The sequence below is a fragment of the Vibrio sp. 2130-1 genome, from assembly GCF_033339515.1.
The window spans coordinates 356,565-374,271 of sequence record NZ_JAWOUT010000006.1; the positions used below are offsets into that span (position 1 = coordinate 356,565).

The following is a 17,707-nucleotide window of genomic DNA, read 5'->3' on the forward strand; positions in this document are numbered from 1 at the left end:
TGGCTTTTTATTTTTCAGAGCATCTTTTGCATCTATTCTGGTGATGATTTCTAGATACTCAAACAAGCAAAATATAGCTTTCCTCAGTCGTTTAAACAGCACCAATATCATTCATCTATTGATAGCGCGGTTCCAGTCAGCGTTGTGTAAAAAGACACCATCTTCACGAACTTCGGAGTAATGACTTGGTCCACGTTAGACCCCATCACATAATAGGAGTCTAAACAGAGACACATGCGTATTCTGATTTTTTCTTTAAGCATTGTTGCATCGACAAGCTATGCAGCAAAGCCAGACCCATTCCCAGTTACACCAGATAGTCGCGGGCAAGATTTCATGGTCAGTGCGACGAATCCTTACGTGAGCAGTACCGGTTACTCAATATTGAAAGAAGGCGGTAACGCTGTTGATGCTATGGTCGCGATGCAGATGGTGATGTCTGTCGTTGAGCCAGATATGACCGGAATTGGCGGCGGGACTTTCGCGCTGTTTTATCAACATGACGAGAAAAAATTTCTGGCCCTTGATGGTCGAGATGAAGCGCCCTCTAGCGCGAACCCTGAAATGTTTGTTGAGAATGGGGAAGTACTCAGTCGCAACGAAATATTAGGCCCTCGTTCTGTTGCGGTTCCGGGCACATTGCGGTTGCTTTACACCACTCATGAACAATACGGCAAGTTGCCATGGGCAGAGCTGATTAAGCCGGCGATTACATTGGCGAGCAATGGGTACGCGATGAACAGCTACACCTACGACATCGTAGTAAGAGAGCAAAGCCGACTTGAGCAAGATCCGGAAGTGAAAGCCTTGTATTGGCAAGGGGACGATATTAAGCCGACGGGAGCCTTGATGAAGAACCCTAAGATGGCTGAGACGCTGAGGAAGATCGCGCAACAAGGCGATCGTTACCTTTATGGTGGTGAGCTTGGTCAGCACATCGTAGAGACGGTTAATAGTCGTATTGACGACCAACACGAGAAGTTGTCTTTAGAAGATTTTAAACATTACCAAGTGAAGCAGCGTGACATCATTGAGAGCGACTACCGTGGGAATAAAATCGTCTCTTTTGGTTACCCAGCTTCGGGCGGTGTGATGGTCGCTCAGAGTCTTGAACTGCTCGCACCCTATGACATTGCCCATATGGCGAAAACGGATGTGGAACCTTGGCGTCTCATGACTGAAGCGATGCGAATAGCAAAAGCCGATCGTATTGCGTATGCCGGAGATCCGGATTATGTGGAAGCGCCAGTTGAACAGTTATTGTCTAAAGCCTATCTAGATCAGAGACGTGATTTAATCCCTGATAATGGCACTTTAAAAGAGGATCCAAAAGCAGGACAGATAACGCAAACTCAGTATGCGCAATATCAAGGCTTCGAGAGCAAAGATACAGGGCATATTTCTATCGTCGATAGAGATGGAAATGCAATTGCGATGACCAGCACGGTAGGAACGGGTATGGGCTCGGGTGTGATGGTCGATGGCGTTATCTTGAATGCGCAGATGGCTAACTTCTCACCTCTGCCAACGGTTAACGGTAAACCAACTCAGAACTCGATTGAAGAGGGTAAACGTCCACGTTCTGCCATTACGCCATTAATGGTGATGGACAGTGACGACAACCTGCGTTTGGTGGTTGGTTCTCCGGGCAGTTCGCAAATCCCGGGGTATGTACTCAAAACCGTGGTTGGGGTGCTGGATTGGAATTTATCAGCGCAAGAGGCTATTGACTTACCAAACATCCAGTATGGCACTAAGATAGACCGCACCAAGTCTTATGACCCGACTGGTTTGCTGGTGGAAAAGAAAACGTTCGCAGAAATGCTGGTGCCTGAGTTTATGGAGCTTGGCTACCCAGTGCACGTTATTCCAGTGGTAAGCGGTTTGAATGCAATTGAGCTAAAAGATGGCAAGCTTTATGGCGCAACGGATCGTCGTCGAGCCTCTAGTTCAATGGGGGAGTAGTACTTACTTCTGTCAAACGAAGCAAACTAAAAAGCCAGTCGATATCGACTGGCTTTTGCGTTCTTTTTAAAGATAAAAGCGTGAGGGTTTATGCCCAACCCGCAGGAGAGCGCTTTCTACGAGGCATGACATGCGGAAGAATCAAACCAAATAGTAAACCTAAACCTGCGACACCGCCGCCATAAGTGAAGTACTTAAGCAGCATGTCATCTTTTTGAGTATCCAGTTTTGCGCGTAGCTCGCGGTTTTCTGTTTCAACAGAAGTAAGCTGATCGCTGATCTCAGAGTATTTATTTTCTAGATCTGAAATTTGTTGGTTACGTGTTTCGAGAGAGGTAACAAGACCGGCTTTCTCTGCATCAGAAGTTTGACGAGCATTAGCAAGCTGCTCTTTTACTTCGGCTAGCTCTTTCTCAATGCGAGGAAGGCGAATTGCCATGCTCTCTTGGTTTGTCACAAACTTGCTTTGTACCCAACCAGTGCGACCACGGTCATCACGAACTTGCGTGTAGCCAGTATCTCGGTTGGTTTTAATCAGTTGTACTTTAGAACCGGCGTTAACACTACCAATAATACGGTAGGTGTTATTTGGACCTGAGTGCATAAAAGTGAAGAGGTCATCAGAAATATAACGGTCTGCTGCTAGGGCCGCTGGCGCTGCTAGCAAAGTAAACAAAACCGTGATGATTAGTTTTTTCACAGTAAATCCCTTAACGATTTTTCTTGGAGACAGCGTTGGCACCGAATGATTGGAGCCGGAAATAGACGAATAGTATGCAGTTTCAAACTTCGGTGCAACAAAGAAGGGAGGCAAAGCCTCCCTTTCTGTGCGTTTGAGTCAATAATGACAAAGCGCTTACATTCTATTGACGAGTGTCTTAAGCGAACATCGCTTGAAGTCCGTAGAAGAATACTACGGCCAATAACGCACCTGCTGGTAGTGTAACGATCCATGATGCCACGATGTTACGAACTACGCCTAGGTTCAGTGCTGCGATACCACGAGCAAAACCTACACCTAGAACCGCACCCACTAGAGTTTGAGTAGTAGAGATAGGCAGACCAGTACCTGACGCTAGAACTACCGTACATGCTGTTGCTAGCTGTGCTGCAAAACCGCGGCTAGGCGTTAGCTCAGTGATGCCTGTACCAACGGTTGCCATTACTTTGTGACCCAGTGTCGCAAGACCGACCACGATACCAATACCACCAAGAGGTAGAATCCACCAAGCGATGGTGCTTTTCGTGCTGATTTCGCCCATGTGTTCAACAGTCGATACGACAGCAGACAGTGGACCAATGGCGTTTGCAACGTCGTTTGAACCGTGTGCAAATGCCATCGCACAAGCGGTGATAACCATCAGAACGCTGAAGATACCTTCCACGCCAGAAAAGCTGCGGTCCTCTTCGCGATTAGCGAATTTTTTCTGGATGTATACGTAGCCGCCAATCATCACAAGTGCTGAAACTGCTGCTGCCCACATCCAGGCTTCACCATTGGTCAGGTGAAGACCAACGTGTTTTAGACCTTTTTTGATGGTTACAAGTGCAATCACCATTGTTGTGATGAACATGTAAACAGGTACAAAACGTTTCGCGTTAAACAGAGGGTTCTCTGTATCAAAAATCAGGCGTTGTGCGCTGACAAAGATAACGTAAGCAAAGAAACCTGAAATCACTGGCGTAATAATCCAGCTACCAACAATGCCTTGAACGCTGCCCCAGTCAACCGCTTCAGTACCTACTGATACGCATGCAAAACCAATGATTGCACCGATGATTGAGTGAGTCGTTGATACTGGCCAGCCCATGTAAGAAGCAAGAAGCAGCCATGTACCTGCTGCTAAAAGCGCAGACATCATGCCGTAGACAAGAACATCTGGTTGACTAGCAAATAAAGAAGTTTCGATTACACCTTTACGGATAGTGTCGGTTACTTCACCGCCTGCAAGGTAAGCACCTGCAAATTCGAAGATCATCGCAATGATGATAGCTTGTTTTACAGTTAGCGCTTTTGAACCTACAGATGTACCCATCGCATTAGCAACGTCGTTCGCGCCAATACCAATCGCCATCATGAAACCAAAAATCGCTGCAACAATAATCAGGACAGTGCCGTAGTTCGCAAGGATATCCATCGTAATACCTAGTTGTTTTATAACAAGCGGAACAAAATTTTACGCGCGCCAAACCATAAGACGATGAAAATAGTCATCGTCCCTATGACACGTGTTAATTATGCTCTTCGTTATGTCGTTAACTTTATGTTTTAAGATCGAGATAGCATGACTTCCAAACGAGCACCTACGCGCTGCGCTTGGTCGGCAATACCACCTACCCATTCAAGAATCTTGTACAGGAACATGACATCGATAGGGTTCATGTCAGCTTCAATCACCATCAACTGTTGGCGAAGTTCAATCTGCATGGCATCGGTATCATCTTCGATAACGTCTAATTGATGAATCATTTCAGCGACGAGCGTCACTTCACGGCCTTTGAAGCCGGTTTCTAGCAATTCATCAAGTTCATTGATTACCTTTTGCGCCTGATCGGCAGCATCAAGACAACGTTGAACGTAAGCGAGGAAGTTTGGTTGGAGAGCCTCAGGGATGACAAGTTGACGACCATATACACGGCCAGCAATGTCTTTTGCCAGGTTTGCAAGTTTGTCCTGTTGAGTCAAAAGCTCAAGCATGTCAGTACGGTCGACTGGCATGAACAAACCGCGAGGCAGTTTTAGACGGATTTCACGTTTCAGCACATCCGCTTCTTTCTCTAGGTGAGAAATTTGTGCACGGATTTCTGCTGCTTTTTCCCAATCACCCTTTGAAGATACTTCAAAGAATTTCACCAAGTGTGAACAACATTCGTTGACACACACAACGTGGCGTTGCAAAGGCTTAATTGGGGACTTTGCAAATAACCCCATAATTGTATTTACTGGCATGGTCATTCAACCTAATAACTATAACCTTAAAAAAACATACACCATTTCTGAGTGCTTGGCGAAATGTTGAACGATGGCTATAAAGGCGCGCATGGTAACGCATTAAATCGCTCATTAAAACTGTTTTAGATCATCAATCCGGCGATATTTCTCTCTTGCCGTGTGAGAAATTACGCAATATCCTGTTTCTATCTGCTTTGAAAGGTATAGCTATGGAAACCGAAATAGAACTGAAGTTTTTTGTTTCTCCTGAATTTTCAGAAACTTTAAAAGAAAAAATTTCTGAGACAAAAGTACTTCAGCATAGTTGTCGTGACTTGGGTAACACCTATTTTGATACTGCCGATAAATGGCTCAGAAAGCACGACATTGGTTTAAGAATTCGCCGTTTTGATGATGTATTCGTCCAAACCGTAAAGACAGCAGGACGCGTCGTCGCAGGCTTACATCAAAGACCAGAATACAATGCTGAGCACACTAGCGACGAGCCTAATCTGTCGCTTCATCCTCTAGATATTTGGCCTCCAGGTAAAGATGCAGAAACGCTGCAATCCGAGCTTATGCCATTATTCTCGACCAACTTCACACGTGAACAATGGCTGATTGGCATGCCCGATGGCAGTCAGATTGAAGTTGCCTTTGACCAAGGCTTAGTTGTAGCCAAAGGTGAAGACGAAGAAGAGAAGCAAGAGCCGATTTGCGAAGTTGAACTGGAACTTAAGTCTGGCCAAACCGAAGCTTTATTCACGCTGGCACGTAGCTTTTGCGAGCAAGGCGGTATGCGTTTGGGTAACTTGAGCAAAGCGGCGAAAGGTTATCGACTTGCAAGCGGTTATGCGGGTGATGAAGTAAAATCATTGGCACTTGTGGACAGTAGTCCGACGGATACCGTTGAATTTTGCTTGATCAACTCTTTAGAGCACGCTTTGTCTCATTGGCATTATCACGAGCAAATTTATGCTGAGCGTGACAGCGTGGAAGCACTGCGTGAAATCAGTAATGCCATTCGTTTCATTCGTCAAACATTGACTATTTTTGGCGGGATTGTCCCTCGTCGCGCGAGCGCGATTCTGCGCCAAGAGCTTAAATGGTTGGAAGAAGAACTGAGTTGGTTGGATGAGCATGCACACCTTGAAGAGCTCTTAGATGACAAAGGCAATGTGCTGCGTAAGTTGGATGCGCGTAAGTTCTTAGTATCTGAGCTGACTCAGCAGTTACAAGAGTTGCCAAGCCGTGAAGAAGTGCTAGGGTTGCTCAATTCCGCGCGTTACACAGGGTTACTGCTGGATCTAAGCCGCTGGATCTTAGCGCGCGGTTGGCAGCCATTTCTTGATGAAAAAGCACGTGAAAAAATGGCAAGTAACATCATGCCGTTTTCAGTTACTCAGCTCGATCGCACTTGGGCTGAGCTAATGGAAGCTTTCCCAGCAGAGCGCGATCTGACGGCGCAAGAGTACGTTGATCAGCGTTATCGCTTATTGCGTAACCTCTATACTGGTATTGGTTTCGCGAGTTTGTATAATTCAGATGAGCGTAACAGCTTCCGTTTACCATGGGCGGATCTAGTGCATGGTATCGATGATCTGCTAATGCTGAACCACTTGCTCCCGTTGGTTGATATGCTGGAAGACGCAGAAAAAGAGCAGTTAGAACGCTGGTTACACCGTCAAGAGCGCTCAATTTTGCATGCAATGGATCAAACCCGAGCGATCAGTGTGGAAGTTCAGCCTTATTGGCGTGAATGATCGTTCTGGTGATAAGAACAAAAAAATAGGACCGCATGGTCCTATTTTTTTGTCTCTGTTTTACGTTGTTGTAGCTCTTTTTCCATGAAATCGAGTCGTTCTAGTATTTGCGCTTGTTGGCTTAGGAGCTGCTCGAGCATACGTTCTTTATTGATTGAACTGTGCGTCTGTTGTTTCGTTGGGGCAGTAAGAATAGAGGTGATAAGACCCGAGATCATACCAAAGATACCCACCCCGCAAACAATGATGATGACAGCCAAAAACTTTCCTATGGAGGTCACTGGATAATGATCGCCGTAACCAACCGTTGAGATTGTTACAAATACCCACCACAAAGCATCGGCGCCAGTACGAATATTCGCTTCTGGGTTTTTCGCTTCGATAAACAGCATTGCACTAGAACCGAGTGTTATGAGGATAACCATCAATAGCAGTATAGAGGCGACCGTGGTTTCGCGGCGGTTTTCTTTGAGCTGATGCAAAATGAACTTTGACGAACGCAGTACTAATACCACTCGCATAATATGAAAAATACGAGCAAAGCGCAGGGGCTCTATCAATGGGATGCTCGCAACGAAATCTATCCAATGACGTTTAAGGAATAACCAGCGATCTGTGGACCGGATCAAATCAATGGTGAGCTGTAGTAGAAAAATACTACAGATTATGAAATCCAGACCGATAAGAACTTGACGGGTTTCGTGATCGATCGGGAAAAACAACAAGCCAGAGATCACAAATAGTGCCATAAAAGACAATATTAGTGACAACAGGCCCATCGGTCGTGTGCTGTCTTTGATATCATTGTTTTTCATACGAAGCTCAAAATAAATCGCGTAACCACGCAAAGCGCGAACATAACTATAAGTAATATAAAGATTATAGATAAAGACTATATAAGACTCGGTGGAGAACTGACAATGGAAAAGCTGGCATTTAAGCCATGGGAAAGGGTCATATCCGACATTCGACTGGTGCCTAAAATGGTCATGTTGATGGTCTTCAGTACTGTCCTGATCGTGGCAAAACAACTGTGGGACGCAAACACTTTTTACGACTCACTTTTAGCGGCGACACAAAACGCGCAAGTTGCCCAACAGCATTATGAAGCATACTTAACGCAAGTTGCTTGGCAAACCGCCTTATTGATAGTGGTTTTTGTCGTGCTCTTATTAGCGGCGGCTAGAGTGATGTTGCGTCAAACACAGTATCTGAGCGACGCGATCAAACTGATGGCGAGCAAGAACCTCTCTGTTCCATTTGGTATGGATTGTAAAGATGAATACGGAGACGTGGCACGTGAATTAGAAAAGACACGTCGACAATTGCACGATGTGATTCAAATGCAAATTAATGCGTCTGATGAATTATCAACGCTCACCGAAGTCATGACACTGAGCATGTCGGAAACGAAGGAATCGGCGCAAGAAGAGTTTAACGAAATTGATCAACTTGCTACGGCGATGAGTGAAATGTCGTCGACGGTCCAAACGGTTGCGGAACATGCCCAGACGGCATCTTCTCTAACAGAGCAAGCTTCCGCACAAGCAATTTCTGGTCAGCAGTTCTTGCAAAGTACAATGGCGAAAATGAGTGAACTTTCGTCGGATATCGCTTCATCGGCACAAGCGGTTAACCAAGTTGAAGAACGTGTTGAAGCCATTGGTAGCGTTGTGGGGACGATTCAAGGCATTTCTGAACAAACCAACCTGCTTGCACTGAATGCGGCGATTGAAGCGGCGCGAGCTGGCGAGGCTGGGCGAGGTTTTGCTGTGGTTGCAGATGAAGTTCGTAACCTTGCCCAACGCACACAACAAGCGACGGTAGAAATTCAAGAGATGATCGCACAGCTGCAAACCAGTGCTGAATCTGCGGTAGAACTCATGGAAAAAAGCGTTGTGGAAGCGGCAGATGGAAACGAGCTGGTTTCTAATGCTGGATCTGAGCTCGATGGTATTGTTGGGCAAGTGACGCAAATCAATGACATGAACTTCCAGATCGCGACGGCGTCTGGTCAGCAAAGCAGTGTTGCAGAAGAGATGAGCCAAAACCTCACCAATGTACGTGAGTTGGTTGAAGCCTCAGTTGTTGTTGTTACCGAGCTGCTAGAAACCTCTGAAATGATGCAAAATAATGCAGGTGAGCTAGACAAGAAGATCAAATCTTTCCAAGTTTAATATTCGATCCCGAACTTTTGATAAAACGCCCACAAACCTTTTGTGGGCGTTTTTATTTGCTTTCAGTCTGGTATAAAGAATGAGTTACCGTGCTTTTCAAACAAGGAAGAAAAATGCAGCTGCCTTCGCCACTGATTTCTATCGCTGAATCTGCCGTACAAAACGCCCAAGACGCAGGTTATTTTCCCCTTTGGCCCGATGAGGTTGCGCAGCAATTTCGTTATGTGGCGGGCTTAAGCCAGTTTATAACTGAAGCCATTCATCGCGATGAAGTCCTAGCCTGTGAGTTGCCAAGTATGTTAGCGCAGCCAAGTCGTCAGGAGTCTTACCGCTCACGTCTTGCTGAACTGTTGGAACAATGTCCTGATGAGATGTCTGGTCATCGCGTGTTGCGTCAGTTTCGCAACCGAGAAATGGTGTACATTGCGTGGAAGGATTTCACGCATGCATGGTCGCTAGAGACGTCTTTAAGCCACTTATCTGAGTTGGCAGAAGCGATGATTTTTGAAACCTATCAATGGCAATATCAAGTGTGTTGTCAGGAGTGGGGCACGCCAACAAGTGAGGACGGTGAAGTGCAGCCGATGTTAATTATCGGTATGGGGAAACTGGGTGGTGGCGAGCTAAACTTTTCTTCCGATATTGATCTAATTTTCACGTATCCAGAGAATGGCGAAACCCAAGGCGCACGCCGAAGCATTGCCAATGCCCAGTTCTTTACTCGTCTTGGTCAACGCATCATCAAAGCGCTCGACCAACAAACCTTCGATGGTTTTTGCTACCGCGTCGACATGCGGCTTCGCCCATTTGGAGAAAGTGGCCCCTTGGTTATGAGCTATGCCGCACTTGAAGATTATTACCAAGAACAGGGACGAGATTGGGAACGTTACGCGATGATCAAAGCTCGGGTGATGGGATGTGAGATGTACCCGCAGTATCAAGAGCTACGCCAAATGCTGCGCCCTTTTGTTTTTCGTCGTTATATTGATTTCAGTGCGATTCAATCTTTGCGTCGAATGAAGTCGATGATCAGTAGCGAGGTTCGCCGCCGAGGGTTGAATAACAACATTAAGCTAGGTGCGGGTGGCATCCGAGAAATTGAATTTATCGCTCAAGTTTTTCAATTGATTCGAGGTGGTCGAGAACCTTCTTTGCGTAATCGAGGGCTGTTGGAAACGCTGCAAGGCATTGAAGAACTGGCATTGCTTACTCCACAAGAAGTCAGCGATCTAGAAGCCGCATACAAGTACTTGCGTCAATTAGAAAACTTGTTGCAAGCAATGGCGGATAAGCAAACCCAGACGCTGCCTGATTGCGAAACCGAACGCTTAAAGCTCGCCACCGCGATGAAAATGAGCTGTTGGGAGCAATTGATTGAGCAAACCCAGCAGCATATGGCAAATGTTCACCAAGTTTTTGAATCACTAATTGGTGATGATGAAGAAGACGAGGGGACTACCGTTGCTCGTCATTTTCATGAGCTATGGGATATGGCCGACAAACAAGACGTTCTTGAGCATATCTTGCAGCAGGATATTCAGATTGAAGACTTTGCTTCATGCGCAAAAACCATCATCAACTTTAAAACCGATCTGGCCAAAAAAACGTTAGGCCCACGAGGACGCGAAGTGCTCAACCGTTTGATGCCGAAAGTGTTTGATGCGGTCTTTGCCCATCCTGATGCACAGTTTGGTTTATCTCGTGTACTTCACTTGCTACACAACATCTGCACTCGCACGACTTACTTGGAATTATTGGATGAGCATCCAGCGGCTCTGGTGCAGCTCGTACGTTTGTGTACCGCAAGCCCAATGATTTCAGAGCAGCTGTCTCGTTATCCTATCTTGCTTGATGAGTTGATCGACCCTGCGCAGCTGTACAATCCCATTCCATTAGACAGTTACCGTACAGAGCTACGTGATTATTTGGCGCGTATTCCTGAAGATGATATGGAACAGCAAATGGAAGCGTTGCGTCAGTTTAAGCAAATTTGTATTTTGCGTATTGCAGCGGCAGATATTGCTGGCGCATTGCCAGTGATGAAAGTGAGTGACCATTTAACTTATTTAGCGGAAGCTATCGTTGATGCGGTGATCAGTCAGGCTTGGTTGCAAGTGTCTGAAAAGTACGGCGAGCCAACGCATGTGAAAGATCGTGAAGGTAAAGGCTTTGCTGTAATTGGCTATGGTAAAGTCGGAGGGTGGGAGCTCGGCTATAACTCCGACTTGGATATTGTCTTCATGCATGACTGCCCAGTCAATGTCTACACTGACGGCAAAAAAGAGATTGATGGTCGTCAGTTCTACCTTCGTTTAGCACAGCGTATCATTCATATTTTCTCCACTCGCACCGCTTCCGGTATTTTATACGAGGTCGATACCCGATTGCGTCCGTCCGGTGCATCGGGTTTGTTGGTTAGCCCAACGGACGCGTTCGACGACTATCAACATCAAGACGCGTGGACATGGGAGCATCAAGCACTTGTCCGCGCGCGCATGATTTATGGTGATGAACCACTGGCAATTGCATTTCACAATACGCGGCATGATGTGTTGTGCAAAGCACGCGATCAAGCTGAACTGAAAAAAGACGTTGTCGAAATGAGAGAAAAAATGCGCGGTCATCTTGGGGGGAAAAAGCCAGGCCGCTTTATGCTCAAGCAAGATGTAGGTGGGATTACCGATATCGAATTTCTCGCTCAGTACCTAGTGCTCAACTATAGTCACGATAAGCCGAAATTGACGCGTTGGTGTGATAATGTGCGCATCTTTGAAACGCTCATTGCGCAAGATGTTATGGACGAAGACCAAGCAATGCAGTTGATACGTGCTTACACGACAATGCGAAACGAAATACACCGCCGAAATCTACTTAATTTAGACGCTGATGTGGTGGAAGATAAGTTTGTTGCCGAAAGGGAGTGGGTAAAACAGGCTTGGAATCAGTGGTTCAGTTAAGACCATATATTTAGCCTCGATAAGGGCTGTGATAAACTCACTTCGATTTAATTTTTGGAGACCAACAATGAAACCAATTCTACCTGATTACAACAGCGCTGGTGTGCTCATCATCGGTGATGTCATGCTAGATCGTTACTGGTATGGCCCAACCGGACGCATTTCTCCTGAAGCGCCGGTTCCTGTTGTAAAAGTAGAAAACAATGAAGAGCGTCCTGGTGGTGCTGCGAACGTTGCGATGAACATCGCATCACTAGGTGGCCATGCTCACATTGTTGGTCTAACTGGGGAAGATGAGCCTGCAAAAGTGCTGACGGAGACGCTGAGCTCACTCAATGTGAAGTGCGATTTCGTTGCACTGCCTGATTACCCAACGATTACGAAGCTTCGCGTAATGAGCCGTGGACAACAGCTTATTCGTCTCGACTTCGAAGACAAGTTTGAAAACACAGATTCTGCGCCAGTGTTATCTCGAATGGATGCCGCACTGCCAAACGTTAAAGCCGTGATTATGTCTGATTACGCAAAAGGTTCGTTAGAGCATGTTCAGGCATACATTCAAAAAGCGCGCGCAGCAAATATTCCGGTTTTCATTGACCCGAAAGGTGCTGATTTTGAACGCTACCGTGGCGCAACACTTCTTACGCCAAACATGAAAGAGTTCGAAGACGTTGTAGGTAAAGTGAAATCTGACCAAGAGCTAGTAGAGAAAGCACTGGCTTTGGTTGAAGAGTTTGAATTTGAAGCGCTTTTAGTGACACGCAGCGAAAACGGAATGACCTTGATTCGTCGTGGCCAGGAACCGTTCCACCTTCCAACTCAAGCGAAAGAAGTGTACGACGTGACAGGTGCGGGCGACACGGTTATCTCTGTATTGGCAGCGTCTGTTGCCGCAGGCAAATCATTTGAAGAAGCGTGTGCATTAGCAAACGCAGCGGCAGGTGTTGTGGTTGGTAAACTAGGCACGTCAACGCTTTCTGAGATTGAATTAGCAGAAGCGGTACATGGCAGCCAAGACACGGATTACGGTGTGATTTCAGAAAAAGCACTGATCGAAGCGGTGAAAAAAGCACGAGCTCGTGGCGAGAAAGTCGTTATGACAAATGGCTGCTTTGATATTCTACACGCTGGGCATGTGTCTTACTTAAATCATGCTGCTGAACTGGGCGATCGCTTAATCGTTGCGGTAAATACCGATGAGTCAGTAAAACGCCTTAAAGGCCCTGGTCGTCCGGTAAACCCAACCGATCGCCGCATGGCGGTGTTGGCAGGTTTGGGTGCTGTGGATTGGGTTGTACCATTTAGTGAAGATACGCCGCAGCGTTTGATCTCAGAAGTTCTACCAAGCTTGCTAGTAAAAGGCGGTGACTACAAACCAGAAGAGATTGCTGGTGGTAAAGAAGTCATTGCGGCGGGTGGTGAAGTTCGTGTATTGAACTTTGAAGATGGCTGCTCGACCAGTGAAATCATTAATGCAATCAAAGGCGGTAAGGGCTAAGCCTGCTGTTTGTTAGTATTGAAATGCTATTTGCTCATAAAGGTCGCTAAGTGCGGCCTTTTTGATATTTGTAGTTCAGAGACACTTTTAGGCTCTGAACTACAAGTAATAAAAAACGCCAGCTGATAACTCAACTGGCGTTTTTATTTATTAAGACCTGAAGTATTCAGTTCGCGGTTATTTTGCCGCTTTCAAACCTGCATCAACGTCCAAGATGTCTTGTTCGCTTAGCGTACCAACTGCTTGGCGTAGCTGAAGAACACTTAAAATGTAGTCGTAACGAGCGTTCGATAGGTTTTTGTTCGCATCGTATAGACGACGAGTCGCGTCCAGTACATCAACGATAGTACGAGTACCTACATCAAAGCCAGCTTCTGTTGCTTCTAGTGCAGAGCGTGCAGAAATAACCGCTTGCTCATACGCACGTAATGCGCCGATAGAGGCGTTAATGTTGTTGTTTTGTGCGCGAACATCTTTGACTACGCTACGGTACTGTGCTTCAAGATCTTCGCTTGCTGCCACGTATGCGTATTCAGCTTGTTTGGTTTGAGAGGTTACGTTACCACCTGTGTATAGCGGTACTGCAAGGTTCACACCAATATTGAAGTTGTCTGTCGTGTTGTCACGAGAGCTATGAGAAGTATCACCGTAGTTGTAACCACCGTCTAGAGAGAGCGTTGGTAGGTGGCCAGAGCTTGCTAGTGAAATATTGTCACGCGCAATGTCTTGAAGAATACGTGAAGATAGCAAGGTCAGGTTTTTGGTTTTTGCTTCATCAATGAGCGATTCAGCAGGTACGGTCGATGGGCTAGCAGTGAAGCGGCCAGTGTCCAAAATGTTGAGATCTTTGTGCTCTTGGCCTGTAATTTCACGCAGTGACTCGTAGCTATTAGTTAGCGCGTTTTCTGCCAACACTTCGTCCGCTAGCACTTGGTCGTACTGAGCTTGTGCGTCATGCACGTCAGTGATTGCAGACAAACCTACTTCAAAACGTTGTTTAGTTTGCTCAAGTTGACGGCCAACCGCGGCTTTTTCTGCACGTACGAAAACAAGATTATCTTGTGCGCGTAGAACTTCAAAATACGCTTGTGACACGCGAAGAATCAGTGCCTGTTGCGTCGCTGCGTAAGTTGCGTCTGCTTGGCGAGCACTTTTCTCAGCAGTATCTAGAGAGATCCAAGATGCGCGGTTGTAAAGTGCTTGTGAAAAGCTAACGCCAGCGGTTAGCGCGTTGCCATCGTTTGATACGTCACTAATTAGATTTGAATCGTATTCAGTATCACCACGAGTTAAATTGTAACCCGCAGTAAGGTTGATCTGTGGTAATAGAGCACTACGGCTTGAGGTGATTGCTTCGAAAGCTTGGTCACGTTGTGCTGCTACACTGAGCAATTGTGGATCATTTTGTTTTGCCAAGTCGTAGATTTCAGCCAAAGAGTCTGCGAACGCAGACGTACTCATGCTACCTAGCGCTGCACTGATAAATAGTGGAAGCAATTTTTTCATTTTCTATTCCCGCGGTCCATAGATTGGTTAATTCTCAGTAGTTTAACTCAATTTGCACGATATTTACTCTAAAGTTTGCACTTTTTTACACGTAATTATCCACTTGTGCAATAAATTTTTAGCAAAGACTTAAATTAATTTGTAACTATTATACAAAAAGTTGAGCCAAGTCCTTTGAGCAAGCGAATAACAATGAGTAAACTACAGGATTCACTCAGAGAGGTGTTGAATGCAACAGCGTGACAAACAACAACAAGATTTTACTTCGCGAGATGTAAAAGTCATCTCGAAAGAAACCTTATTTGAAGGTTTTTTCAAAATGGTGAAATACCGATTTCAGCATAGGCTATTTGCTGGTGGTTGGAGTGGAGTTGTTGAACGAGAAATGTTCGAGCGTGGTCACGCAGCAGCGATGCTTCCTTATGATCCAAAGACGGACCAGGTCGTAATCATTGAACAGATTCGTATTGGCGCGTTGGAACATGAACACCCTTGGCAGCTAGAAATTGTCGCCGGTATGATTGACCGCGATGAATCTGCTGAAGCCGTAATTCGTCGAGAGGCTGTCGAAGAAGCGGGGATTCAGGTGGGGCGCGTTGTACCTGTTACGTCCTATTATCCTTCGGCTGGTGGTTGCTCGGAAAAGCTAGACGTCTTTGTTGGTGAAGTGGATGCGTCTAAAGCGCACGGCATTCATGGTTTAGACTATGAGAATGAAGATATCCGAGTTCATGTCATGAGTCGTGAAACGGCGTATCAATGGGTGAAGGACGGAAAATTTGAAAATGGTGCGTCGATTATTGCGTTGCAATGGCTGCAATTACACCATCAAGAGTTAAAGTCAGAATGGGGACTATCCCAAACGGTGGAGAGTGAGTAATGGCACAATTGGCTGAAAAACAGAGATATCATGTTGATTTAGCTGGTCTTATGAGAACGTATGAGACCAACTACGCTAAATTGAATGCCTTATTGCCTGCTTCTGCTGAAGTTGGGGATGTACGTTGCTACCAAGCGGCGAACATGGTTTACCAATTGACCGTGAATGAAATCACAAAATACACCACAGTTGTTGAGATATGTCAGAGTGATGAAACGCCAGTGTTTCCTTTACCGACGATGTCTGTCAGGCTTTATCATGATGCGAGAGTAGCCGAAGTATGCTCAAGCGGAGAGTTCTCTCGCATAAAAGCTAAGTATGATTATCCCAATGACCAACTGATGCAGAAAGATGAAAAGCATCAATTAAACACATTCCTCGGTGAATGGCTGACGTTTTGTTTACGAAGTGGTATCAGTAGAACACCACTTGCCTTCAATTGATCGTCACGTCACTAAAGGAAAATAACAAATAACGATATAGTGGACGAATCAGGTTTTCATTTTGCAATCATCTAGTGACAGCATCAAACTTTTACAAATTACGGATACTCATCTGTTTGCTGCCGATGAGGGAAGTTTGCTAAGCGTAAAAACAGTCGATAGCTTCAATGCTGTTGTTGCTGATGTTTTACGCCGCAACGTGGCGTTTGATTACATCTTGGCGACGGGCGATATTTCCCAAGACCATAGTGCAGAATCTTATCAGCGCTTTGCCAACGGCATTGAACCGCTAGAGAAAGACTGTTTTTGGCTACCTGGTAATCATGATTACAAGCCTAATATGGGCAGTGTTTTGCCTTCGCCACAAATCAAAGCCGCAGAGCATGTGTTGCTTGGCGAGCATTGGCAGTTAATTCTTTTAGACTCGCAAGTGGTTGGCGTTCCTCATGGGCGCTTGAGCGATCAGCAATTAACGCTACTCGAAGAAAAGTTAGCCGAACACCCAGAAAGACACACACTTGTTTTGTTGCATCATCACCCGTTACTGGTGGGAAGCGCGTGGCTTGATCAACATACTTTAAAAGATGCCGAAGCGTTTTGGCAGGTTGTCGAGCGTTTTGATAACGTGAAAGGCATTCTCTGTGGTCATGTTCATCAAGATATGAATGTGCTTCACAAGGGCATTCGAGTGATGGCAACACCCTCAACTTGTGTTCAGTTTAAGCCTAACTCGGATGATTTTGCCCTTGATACCACTTCGCCTGGTTGGCGGGAGCTGCAACTACACGCTTGTGGCGATATTACGACCCAAGTAGGTCGGCTTCCTGATGGCCAGTTCCAACCAGACTTCTCTTCTAACGGCTACTAACGCGCCCGAGCTCTCTGTTCGGGCTCGCTTTTTTGTGCGAGATATCTATGAGTAAACCTTCACTTCTTCTCTATATCCATGGCTTTAATAGCTCTCCACTCTCCATTAAAGCGAATGTGATGAGAGCCTACTGCGAGCAACATAGGCCTGATATTAAGGTGATTGTTCCCCAGTTACCTTGTTATCCTCAGCAAGCGGCGAAAATGTTGTTGGATATTATCGAGCAATATAAAGACGACTATAAAATTGGTCTAGTGGGCAGCTCATTAGGTGGTTTTATGTCAACGTGGCTAAATGACAAGTTTGGGTTTAAAGCGGTAGTGGTCAACCCCGCAGTCAAGCCTTATGAGTTGCTAGTAGATTATTTGGGTAAGCAAACTAACCCATATACGCATGAAACCTATACACTTGAAGCTTGTCATATTGACGAGTTAAAAGCTCTTGATGTACAAAGCATCGCGTCGCCACATTCTTTTTGGTTATTGCAACAAACAGAAGATGAGGTTTTAGACTATCGACAAGCGGTAGATAAGTTTGCAGACGCTAAGCAAACAGTAGAACAAGGCGGTGATCACAGTTTTGTAGGCTTTGAGCGTTATCCTGCACAGATTATCGAATTTCTAGAACTGTAATTCGAAAGCGATTGGAAAAGGCTCATAGTTTTTATTGATATATCCAACCGTTTCTTGACATGGGCGGTATGCTTTCCGACTATGTT

14 protein-coding genes are annotated in these 17,707 nt (G+C 45.7%); 9 read left to right on the plus strand and 5 right to left on the minus strand.

Annotation, left to right across the window (positions count from 1 at the left end; all coding sequences use genetic code 11):
• The first annotated feature begins 234 nt into the window (after nucleotides 1-234).
• On the plus strand, nucleotides 235-1,965 hold the full coding sequence (ggt, locus tag R7Q09_RS11985) for a gamma-glutamyltransferase (RefSeq protein ID WP_318070469.1): 1,731 nt from the start codon (nucleotides 235-237) through the stop codon (nucleotides 1,963-1,965).
• Between the two features lie 88 nt (nucleotides 1,966-2,053).
• Here the strand turns inward: ggt and R7Q09_RS11990 are convergent, their stop codons facing one another.
• From R7Q09_RS11990 to R7Q09_RS12000, 3 genes are all read right to left on the minus strand, one after another.
• Entirely contained in the window at nucleotides 2,054-2,665 is a 612-nt protein-coding gene (locus R7Q09_RS11990; protein ID WP_005379900.1) for a TIGR04211 family SH3 domain-containing protein, read from the minus strand.
• Between the two features lie 178 nt (nucleotides 2,666-2,843).
• Nucleotides 2,844-4,103, minus strand: a complete 1,260-nt coding sequence (locus R7Q09_RS11995; protein ID WP_005379898.1) for an inorganic phosphate transporter — start codon at nucleotides 4,101-4,103, stop codon at nucleotides 2,844-2,846.
• A 131-nt stretch (nucleotides 4,104-4,234) separates the two neighbouring features.
• The gene (locus R7Q09_RS12000; RefSeq protein WP_005379896.1) at nucleotides 4,235-4,915 is read right to left on the minus strand and encodes a TIGR00153 family protein; all 681 of its coding nucleotides are present in this window, start codon (nucleotides 4,913-4,915) and stop codon (nucleotides 4,235-4,237) included.
• A gap of 212 nt (nucleotides 4,916-5,127) precedes the next feature.
• Here R7Q09_RS12000 and R7Q09_RS12005 point away from each other — a divergent pair, with 212 nt between their 5' ends.
• Nucleotides 5,128-6,660 (plus strand): inorganic triphosphatase, encoded by a 1,533-nt coding sequence (locus R7Q09_RS12005; protein ID WP_005379894.1) that lies wholly within the window; start codon nucleotides 5,128-5,130, stop codon nucleotides 6,658-6,660.
• Nucleotides 6,661-6,701: 41 nt separating this feature from the next.
• On the opposite strand, the gene R7Q09_RS12010 is transcribed toward R7Q09_RS12005, so the two are convergent.
• The gene (locus R7Q09_RS12010; protein WP_005387432.1) at nucleotides 6,702-7,475 is read right to left on the minus strand and encodes a potassium channel family protein; all 774 of its coding nucleotides are present in this window, start codon (nucleotides 7,473-7,475) and stop codon (nucleotides 6,702-6,704) included.
• A gap of 105 nt (nucleotides 7,476-7,580) precedes the next feature.
• Here R7Q09_RS12010 and R7Q09_RS12015 point away from each other — a divergent pair, with 105 nt between their 5' ends.
• From R7Q09_RS12015 to hldE, 3 genes are all read left to right on the plus strand, one after another.
• Nucleotides 7,581-8,837: a methyl-accepting chemotaxis protein gene (locus tag R7Q09_RS12015; protein WP_005379890.1), complete on the plus strand. Its 1,257-nt coding sequence runs from the start codon at nucleotides 7,581-7,583 to the stop codon at nucleotides 8,835-8,837.
• A 113-nt stretch (nucleotides 8,838-8,950) separates the two neighbouring features.
• Nucleotides 8,951-11,794, plus strand: a complete 2,844-nt coding sequence (gene glnE, locus R7Q09_RS12020) for a bifunctional [glutamate--ammonia ligase]-adenylyl-L-tyrosine phosphorylase/[glutamate--ammonia-ligase] adenylyltransferase (RefSeq protein ID WP_213968481.1) — start codon at nucleotides 8,951-8,953, stop codon at nucleotides 11,792-11,794.
• Between the two features lie 67 nt (nucleotides 11,795-11,861).
• Nucleotides 11,862-13,292, plus strand: coding sequence for a bifunctional D-glycero-beta-D-manno-heptose-7-phosphate kinase/D-glycero-beta-D-manno-heptose 1-phosphate adenylyltransferase HldE (gene hldE, locus R7Q09_RS12025; protein ID WP_017633601.1), 1,431 nt, complete (start codon nucleotides 11,862-11,864; stop codon nucleotides 13,290-13,292).
• 177 nt (nucleotides 13,293-13,469) lie between these two features.
• Here the strand turns inward: hldE and tolC are convergent, their stop codons facing one another.
• Nucleotides 13,470-14,798, minus strand: coding sequence for an outer membrane channel protein TolC (gene tolC, locus R7Q09_RS12030; RefSeq protein WP_005379884.1), 1,329 nt, complete (start codon nucleotides 14,796-14,798; stop codon nucleotides 13,470-13,472).
• 229 nt (nucleotides 14,799-15,027) lie between these two features.
• Here tolC and nudF point away from each other — a divergent pair, with 229 nt between their 5' ends.
• The 4 genes from nudF (at nucleotide 15,028) to yqiA (ending at nucleotide 17,621) form a co-directional block, all read left to right on the plus strand.
• Nucleotides 15,028-15,678, plus strand: coding sequence for an ADP-ribose diphosphatase (gene nudF, locus R7Q09_RS12035; RefSeq protein WP_017633602.1), 651 nt, complete (start codon nucleotides 15,028-15,030; stop codon nucleotides 15,676-15,678).
• Nucleotides 15,678-16,121, plus strand: coding sequence for a DUF1249 family protein (locus R7Q09_RS12040; protein WP_005379879.1), 444 nt, complete (start codon nucleotides 15,678-15,680; stop codon nucleotides 16,119-16,121). The genes nudF and R7Q09_RS12040 overlap by 1 nt, the downstream gene beginning before the upstream one ends.
• Nucleotides 16,122-16,182: 61 nt before the next feature.
• On the plus strand, nucleotides 16,183-16,989 hold the full coding sequence (gene cpdA / locus R7Q09_RS12045; RefSeq protein WP_005387419.1) for a 3',5'-cyclic-AMP phosphodiesterase: 807 nt from the start codon (nucleotides 16,183-16,185) through the stop codon (nucleotides 16,987-16,989).
• A 47-nt stretch (nucleotides 16,990-17,036) separates the two neighbouring features.
• Nucleotides 17,037-17,621: an esterase YqiA gene (gene yqiA, locus R7Q09_RS12050; RefSeq protein ID WP_064353617.1), complete on the plus strand. Its 585-nt coding sequence runs from the start codon at nucleotides 17,037-17,039 to the stop codon at nucleotides 17,619-17,621.
• Nucleotides 17,622-17,707: the final 86 nt, after the last annotated feature.